This is a genomic window from Protofrankia sp. Cr1 (assembly GCF_963555865.1).
In the GTDB taxonomy this organism is placed as follows: domain Bacteria; phylum Actinomycetota; class Actinomycetes; order Frankiales; family Frankiaceae; genus Protofrankia.
In genome coordinates this window covers 16829-19546 of sequence record NZ_CAUVXO010000004.1, presented here as the reverse complement: position 1 = coordinate 19546, position 2718 = coordinate 16829, and the positions used below count along the sequence as shown (strand labels likewise).

The window sequence follows — 2718 nt, the reverse complement described above, 5'->3', positions numbered from 1 at the left end:
GTTCGAATCATAGCAGATGGCCTGCCGGTGCACCCTCGCCGCTGAACTGCGCCCACATCCGCGCGTACCTACCGTCGGCGCGGATCAACTGGGCATGCGGACCCTGCTCGACGATCCGGCCGGCGTCCATCACCACCACCCGATCCGCGCGGGCAGCGGTCGTCAGCCGATGGGCCACCACGAGGGTGGTCCGCCGCCGCGCGACCCGGTCGGTCGCCTCGGTGACCGCCGCCTCGCTGGCAAGGTCCAGCGAGGCGGTCGCCTCGTCGAGAAGCAGGATGTCAGGGTCGGCGAGCTCGGCCCGGGCGAGCGCGAGCAGCTGGCGCTGCCCGGCGGACAGGCCCCGGCCGCGCTCGCCGACCGGGTGCACATAGCCGCCGGGCAAGAGCGCGATCATCGCATGCGCACCGACCGCACGCGCCGCAGCCTCCACCTCGGCGTCGGTGGCGTCCGGTCGGGCATAGGCAATCGTGTCGCGGACCGTCCCGGCGAACAGGAACGGCTCCTGCGGAACGACTCCCAGCCGACGGCGATAGCCGACCAGGTCGAGCCGCGTCACATCGGTACCGTCGATGCGGACCACGCCCCCGGTGGCGTCGTAGAAACGCGCGACCAGCTTGACGACCGTCGATTTGCCGGCGCCGGTCTCGCCCACCAGTGCGACGGTCTCCCCGGCGGCTACCCGAAGGTTCACCCCGTCCAGCGCGGGACGCTCGGCGCCGGTGTACTGGAACCGCACATCGTCCAACTCGATCTCGCCGGCAAACCGACCGACCGGAACCGGATCGGGCCAGGCCGGGGTGGATGTGGGTGTGCGCAGCAGGTCCGACAGCCGGCGCAGACCCACCTTGGCCTGCTGGTAACCGTCGAACACCTGCGACAGCTGCTGGATCGGGGAGAAGAACAGGTCGATGTAGAGCAGGTAGGCGATGAGCCCGCCGGTGGTCAGCGATCCGGACGCGACCAGCCCGGCGCCGGCGCCGAGAACGAGCGCGGCCGCCAGCTCCGAGCAGAACTCCATGAACGGGAAATACATCGCGATGAGGCGCTGCGCCCGAAGCCGTGACTCCCGGTAGCGCTGTGCCAGACCACGGAAGTCAGCCAGGTTGCGCTCCTCGCGGCGGAAGGCCTGCACGACCCGGATGCCGGCGAGGTTCTCCTGCAACGCGGCGTTGACCGCACTGACCCGCTCTCGTGACTCGACGTAGGACGCCGACGCACGTGTCCGGAAGAGCATCGTGATGACGACGCCGACCGGCACCATCGGCAGCACGACCAGGGCCAGCCGGGCGTTGAGGACCACCAGCGCCAACCCGACACCGACGAACGACAGCATGCTGACCACGGCGGTCGTCAGCCCGGTCTGTAGAAACGTCGACAGCGCGTCGACGTCCGTGGTCATCCGGGTCATGATCCGACCTGAGAGCTCGCGCTCGTAGTAGTCCAGGCCGAGCCGTTGCAGCTGGGCGAATGTCTTCACCCGCAGGGTGAACAGCAGACGCTCACCCAACCGTCCGGTCACCTGGGTCTGGAAGACCTGCGCGAGCCAGGCCGTGAGCACCACGGCGAGCGCCACCGTGGACGTAAGGATCAGTACTGCTCCCGCGGTCCGCGATACGCCCGCGTCCACCCCGTGGCGCACCAGGGCCGGCAGGGCGAGACCCGCCGCCGCGTCCACCACCACGAGCAGCAGACCCAGCGCGAGCAGCGCGTGCACTCCGCCCAGCAGATGACGCAACGAGAACGCCGGATCACCGACGGCGGCGTCCGCCGTGCGCACCCCGACCGCCTCGGTGGCCGGTGGCAGCGCCGCGACGCGTGCAAGCAGCTCAGGGGTCGCGGGAAGGTCCCCGGCCGCGCCCCCAATACCGCGTCCCCTGCCGTCGGCGGACCGGGCCGGCGACCACGGACCGGGCGCAGCGGACCGCATGTCACCACCTCGCCCGGGCGCCGGGGCCGAGAGGGACATGGCGGGGGGTGCCTGCCGGGGCGCGGGTGCGGTCGCCGTCGGCCCGCGAACCTGGCCGTCCACCAGCACCGGGTAGAGCGCGCAACGAGCGGACAGTTCCTCGTCGGTGCCGACGTCGACCAGGCGCCCGGCGTCGAGCACCGCGATGCGATCAGCCAACTGCAGAGTGGATCGACGGTGGGCGATCAGCAGCGTCGTCCTGCTACCCATGATCTCTCGCAACGCGGCATGGATCTCGGCCTCGACCCGGACGTCAACCGCGGACGTCGCGTCGTCCAGAACCAGGATGGGCGCGTCGGTCAGCAGGGCGCGAGCCAGCGCGATCCGCTGACGCTGCCCGCCGGAGAGGGTGAGCCCCTGCTCACCGACGACCGTGTCGTAGCCGTCCGGGAGATCGCGGATGAAGCCGTCCGCCTGGGCTGCCCGGGCCGCGGCCACAACCGAGGCGTCAGTCGCGTCCGGACGTCCGTAGCTGATGTTGGCACGAACCGAGTCGGAGAACAGAAAACTGTCCTCGAGCACCATCGCGAGCTGCGCCCGCAACGATGACAGGGTCAGCGCCCGGACGTCGTGGCCGTCCAGGCGCACCGTGCCGGTGTCCGGGTCGTAGCTACGGGACAGCAACGCTGCCACCGTCGACTTGCCCGACCCGGACGCGCCGACCAGCGCGAGGGTCTCACCCGGTTCGACCCGCAGGCTCACCCCGTCGAGCACCGGGCGGTCCTGGCGGTAGCCGAAGGTGACATCCT

1 protein-coding gene is annotated in these 2718 nt (G+C 70.8%); it reads right to left on the bottom strand.

Features of this window, described 5'->3' with window-relative positions:
• Positions 1-7 precede the first annotated feature (7 nt).
• Positions 8-2718 (bottom strand): ABC transporter ATP-binding protein (locus U9980_RS01180; RefSeq protein WP_322766306.1); only part of this gene is annotated, 2711 nt, incomplete at its 5' end.